The following is a 5,081-nucleotide window of genomic DNA, read 5'->3' as shown; positions in this document are numbered from 1 at the left end:
ACCACCCTACATCCCCGTCACCCCTACACCCTACGGGCCGAGGTCGAGACGATGGGCGATCACGATGAGGTCGTGCGCAGGCTGAGCCGTTATAAAACATTTAATCTTTCATTTATCACACATACAATCGCACAGATTGTGTTAACTGAGATCGTCGCGGTCAGCATATTCCTTGGTCAGCCCGAGGAGACAAACGATGGAATTGCAGATTTCCAAACACGCCCAAAACCGCATGCAGCAGCGCGGCCTTCGCTACGCGGACATTCAGCTATTAGCGGAATACGCAGACATGGATGTCGTGATCGCTGGTGGTTTGCATGCCATGCGCCTTTCGAAGCGAGCTTACGCAATTGCCCAAGCCCAAGGCGTATCTACTTCTGTGCTCGATCGGTTGAAGCGAGCGGTTGCGGTCGAGTCCGTTGAAGGCACGCTGGTGACATGTCTTCACCTTTATGGTCGCCGGTCAGCTGCGTATCGCGGCCGAGCCAACCGTAAGTTTTTCCGCTGATTGATATACGGATCATCAAACATGTCCTCTGAGACCATTCGCTATTATGCAGCAGCCCAACTCCGGAAGCGCTTTATCGACGGTGGCAAAGCGCAGACCGTTGCCTTTGAACGGCTCTCTCAAATCGTAGAACGGTATGTAGCCGCAGCAAAGGAGCGTGGCGGTGAGCGATCAGGCGCAATGCGCCGGGCTTTTGGCGAAGAACTGGTGCGTATGAAGGGGCGTTTTACCGCCAATGACGGCACGCCTCCCATTCAGATTTATCGGACGCCAGATGCATGGATCAGGGTGATCAGCGGCTTCGCCAAGGAGATGGGCGAAAATGTCGATCTCGCCCAGATTAAGGCGCTGGAAATTGCCCTTGCGACAAATGACGAGGCGATCTCGGCCTCTGCGCATTGGCTCGATGAAGTTTCCAGCCTTGTCGTGCAGATGGGAGAGAGGCTGAAAAAGGAAGCTGATCTGGTCAACCTGACCGACTATGTCGCGCGTTCTGGTCTCTTTATGGAAGACGGAAAAATCTTCGTTGGCGAATGGCCCATGAGCACCAGCGGATTCGTCGATGGCGACCTATATAATCCCTTGGTGCTTGGCCTTGTGCCGCATGTCTGGGGGTTAAACTTCCGTCCTGTAGGCGAAATCGATTTCGATCTGCCAACGTCAGATGAGGAATGGGAGCGGCGCTTTCCCGAATTCATGCTTCTGGAACCGAAATTGAAGGCTCAGGCCGCCGGTATTGCGACGTTTGCAGGGGTGCGCACGGGTGCCAGCTATACTATCGATGAGGCGCGCCGAGAACCTGCTTTCGCACTCCTTGAGTGGCACCATGCCGAAATCTCACTTGTGGACCATTCTGGCGAAGTGATCGCGAGTGCTCCCACTACCGCAGAATTTGCCGATGCGCGCGAAGATATCGACCACATATATGCGCCGGGTATCGATCATCGGTCTGATGCTGTTGGCAAGCCTTCGAACTGGATGCCCGGCAGTCTCAGGTTTCATTTCGTTGGCTCACCCGGCTTCGGCAGGATGGCTCAGTCATTGATAGTTCGACCGTGGATATTCACGGACAAGATCGAGGACAGCTTTTGGGCTCCTGATCCAACGGAAGCTGACGAAACTCCTGTAACGGCTCCCCGACATACTGTCGCCGCCGCTATCGAAGGCAATCTGCTGTATGCGGATGCCGCCGGGGTGAAGTCGCTCCGACTGGATGAACTGCTCGCCCAGCAGATCAAGAAGTTCGACCATGATGTTCGAGCCTTCCGTTTCGCCAAAGACGCGACACGGACATCGCAACGCGAAGCCTTACTCGCCGAATGGCAGCAGACGAACTGAGAAGAAGGGATGCCCAACCATATGCCAACCGACCAAAATGCTCAGGAAAAACGCACCGTGACCAATCCTATGTCTTTAGCAGAACATTATCTTGATCAACATGGCCTTATCCACAGCCCCGGCGCAGTGCTCTACTCTTCGATCGACACGCTTAAATCCGGCCCTGCTTATTTCATGGGCCTCAATCCCGGCGGTGGAGATCAAGAAACGTCCACCCTTGCTGACAGCATTGCTGCATCCCGTAAGGGCAACAACGCTTACCTTGACGAGCAATGGGCTCCGGGCGGAAAATTGAAACCCGCAGGACAGGCGGTGCTTCAGAAGCGGATCAAATCCGTAGCCGACTTACTGGGACTTAACCTCAGGGATGTGCCCGCTTCGAACCTCGCATTTACGCGCTCTCGTCGCATCGGTGAACATCTCGGTTTTGAGGAAGCCATTCGTCTTTGCGCACCGGTTCACCAAATATTTCTTGAAGCAGTGCGCCCTCAGTTCCTTTTCACCTTTGGAAGTATCGACCATTTCAGGGCAGGTTTCGAACTCTCGGAAGTCGAGGCGATCGACGCCATGCATCAAAGTTGGAAGGCCTATCGCGGCATTGCCAAGCTAGGCAACCTGACTTTCCAATTCGGGAATGTGCCACATCTTTCGGTTTGGGGCGGAGAGCGCAAGATCAGCGTGTTGAAATGGGCGCTGGAAAAAGCATCACGCATTTAGGCACACCTCCTCAGGCGATCATTCATTGCGGAGGGGGTATTGTGGGTTGAACAGCACGAGATGGGCTGGTTGGTCTTCGACATCGCCGGATGCTATGAGTTTGGCCCACGTCATTTCGCCGCCGCCATAAAACCCAACCCCTTTTGCCCTAATTAATTTCTTGGTGATCGATCGCCAGAGTGGCTCAAAAACGTGATCCGTCCACAGCGCTTCTACTGATGGAAAACAGGATTGCCGATCCGGCGAACATAGTGAACAGCACCATCCATCTGGCCTCAGTTCAGGCACGACGTCCTCATCAAACAGTCCCAGCACTCGCCATCCGTCATCGCGGCGATGCTGATCCCGCATGGATGTGAACATCCTTGAAGTGCGCCGCCACCGATGTTAAATTTGAAATCAACGGCATCAAGATCGGCGTGTGGTGCGATCACCATGATGGTGTGGAGATCGGCCATGGCGGCGAACCAGTCGATGAACGCCCCGGTAAATGGCCGTGCTGGTCGATCAACATTCATCACGAGTTCCAATCCACAAATCGCAGCGCCAGACGGCGCAAAGCTTCGACTCCCTGATCGCCCCGATTCCTAATTTCGTGCGCCGGAACCCCATGCCTCGCCGCGAAAGCGTATGCGGCAGCTGAGATATCGGGATGCACATCCCGGTTGCGAAATCCATAGACTCCATCAACGATCCACATCCCATTGGCCCGGTCAAAGCTGATCAGCACCTCTCGGCCATCATGCGAAAATTCGCCAAACGCATGGTTGCCGCACTGAACCGGCATGAGGTAGTTGCGGCCACAATTTTGATACCTCTTGGCCACGCGCCTCAGTTCGATCCCGCTCGCGATCGGCCGAAATCCATCACATTTAGGAATTGGTCCCGGTGGAAATGCCATGTGGAGCGACCAACGGCGCACAGCCTGCGAAACTGGCCGAGAGGACCGGAGCAACCCTTCAATGACGGTCTTCCGGCAAAGACCGCGCCTCTCCATGAGATCAATCGCCAATACAACATCGGTCGCCTGTTTCCGATTGTCGATGCGTGAAACGATGCGGATGTCACACAAGTCGGCAGGCAATGCCTCGATCACAGCAAGGCGCTCGTGATCCAGTTTTTCAGATCGTGCGATCGCAGTGGTGACGTGTCGTGGGGACTCTACCAAATGCTTGAATAGGCCGTGGTAGTATTTCGGATCATGCGGCTGCGGGCCACTGCGCCGGAGGGCACCGCGCAATCCGTCGGGAACGCGGCCAAACGCCCTGTCCAAGATACTGCGATGGTCTGCACCGGCCAGAAAAGCAGCTGTATCGGTGGGGGCTTCAGATGCGTAATCGGTAACCGCCAAAAAAGCAGAAACGACCTGCCGCCGTTCTGCGCTTGCGCGCAACATCTGGCCTGCAAGTCCCGGTCTGACTTCATCCAGACGCACGATTTGGTCGAGCATCCAACCCGACAAGGGCTCAATCGACTTCATAATAATATCACCTCAATCAGATCATATTATCATGTCAGGCCTCCTGCGCTGGATCGGTTCAGATAGCTAAATAATTCATGCGACACGATAAATCACGAAGTATCTTCACGGGAATGCTGGAAAGGGTCGCCCCGATCATCATAAGGAAACGGCTCGCCGCTGGTGATTCAATGAAACAGGTGGAAGACCTGCTCGATCTATATACTTGGGTCTGCCCAGCGGAGGCGATGAAGCAGGTCAGCCGTCAAAAACCGTAACTTTCGGCGTCGCGCTTGGCAGAATCCCAGCGATCAGAACCGACAGCTTCGCGCATCGATTGATGCATTTCACGCTCGAACTCTTCTGCCGCTGTGCGGCCTGCCTCTTCGGCTTCTGCCTCTACGCGGTCGATTGTCTCCTGTTGCGCTTCAGCCGTATCGTAGGCGATCATCAGATCGCGAGTAGCCACAGCATGGCTCATACCATTTGATGCGCGCGCCCTATTCTCAGGTTGTGGAAATTCCAACGTCGGCTTTTTAACCAAATCCAGATATGCACTTCGATAAATGAGATATGGGCAGCGCTGACCTGAAATCGTTAGAACAAGGGGCAACAAGCGCGAAAGACAGAATTTAACGGGAGCGATTCGTTGAGCGCGTTTGATCTTTTGGACAACCCGTTCGCTATGGTTGGCGTGTCGGTGAATGCAGACCGTACCAGAATTGGCGAAGCCATAGATGATGCTCTGTTCGATGACGACAGCCCGGTTCGTCAACGGCAGCTTGATAATGCCCGCCAGTCCCTTTTCGCGCCTCGACCGCGACTGGAAGCTGAGATAGGCTTTTTACTGGGCAGCGACGATGAAACGGTAGCAGAGGTGCTGACCGCTCTTCGTCGCCATGAAGCAGCACGAAGCGCGGACAATCTGGCAGGCATCGATCGAGTCAATTATTTAGCCCACCGTTGCGCAAACGAGAATTCATTAGCCCGGCTTATTCATCAGGGGGTGCCTGAAGGGTTGGCAGGAGTAGCGTAAGGTTCTGTTCTGAAGTAGGAAAT

General features: G+C 54.5%; 7 protein-coding genes. 4 read left to right on the top strand and 3 right to left on the bottom strand.

Annotated elements, in window-relative coordinates:
• Positions 1-196: 196 nt before the first annotated feature.
• The 3 genes from V2I08_RS20105 to V2I08_RS20095 are packed head-to-tail and all read left to right on the top strand — an operon-like array spanning position 197 to position 2,563.
• On the top strand, positions 197-508 hold the full coding sequence (locus tag V2I08_RS20105; RefSeq protein WP_349636532.1) for a hypothetical protein: 312 nt from the start codon (positions 197-199) through the stop codon (positions 506-508).
• 21 nt (positions 509-529) lie between these two features.
• Positions 530-1,846 (top strand): hypothetical protein, encoded by a 1,317-nt coding sequence (locus tag V2I08_RS20100; protein WP_349636531.1) that lies wholly within the window; start codon positions 530-532, stop codon positions 1,844-1,846.
• Positions 1,847-1,867: 21 nt separating this feature from the next.
• Complete coding sequence (locus V2I08_RS20095) at positions 1,868-2,563, top strand: hypothetical protein (protein ID WP_349636530.1); 696 nt, start codon at positions 1,868-1,870, stop codon at positions 2,561-2,563.
• Between the two features lie 275 nt (positions 2,564-2,838).
• Here V2I08_RS20095 and V2I08_RS20090 read toward each other — a convergent pair whose 3' ends face one another.
• The 3 genes from V2I08_RS20090 to V2I08_RS20080 all read right to left on the bottom strand — a co-directional run bounded on the left by V2I08_RS20090 (position 2,839) and on the right by V2I08_RS20080 (position 4,473).
• Positions 2,839-3,084 carry a hypothetical protein gene (locus tag V2I08_RS20090; protein ID WP_349636529.1) on the bottom strand — a complete coding sequence of 82 codons (246 nt, stop codon included), beginning with the start codon at positions 3,082-3,084 and terminating at the stop codon, positions 2,839-2,841.
• Entirely contained in the window at positions 3,081-4,043 is a 963-nt protein-coding gene (locus tag V2I08_RS20085) for a hypothetical protein (protein WP_349636528.1), read from the bottom strand. Before V2I08_RS20085 ends, V2I08_RS20090 begins: the two co-directional genes overlap by 4 nt.
• Before the next feature lie 244 nt (positions 4,044-4,287).
• Positions 4,288-4,473, bottom strand: coding sequence for a hypothetical protein (locus tag V2I08_RS20080; RefSeq protein WP_349636527.1), 186 nt, complete (start codon positions 4,471-4,473; stop codon positions 4,288-4,290).
• A gap of 198 nt (positions 4,474-4,671) precedes the next feature.
• On the opposite strand from V2I08_RS20080, the gene V2I08_RS20075 reads away from it, so the two are divergent.
• Positions 4,672-5,058: a hypothetical protein gene (locus tag V2I08_RS20075; protein WP_349636526.1), complete on the top strand. Its 387-nt coding sequence runs from the start codon at positions 4,672-4,674 to the stop codon at positions 5,056-5,058.
• The last annotated feature ends 23 nt before the right edge of the window (positions 5,059-5,081 follow it).

It is taken from the genome of Sphingobium sp. MK2, assembly GCF_040170545.1.
Taxonomy (GTDB): Bacteria; Pseudomonadota; Alphaproteobacteria; order Sphingomonadales; family Sphingomonadaceae; genus Sphingobium.
This window is presented reverse-complemented; position numbering and strand designations above follow the sequence as displayed.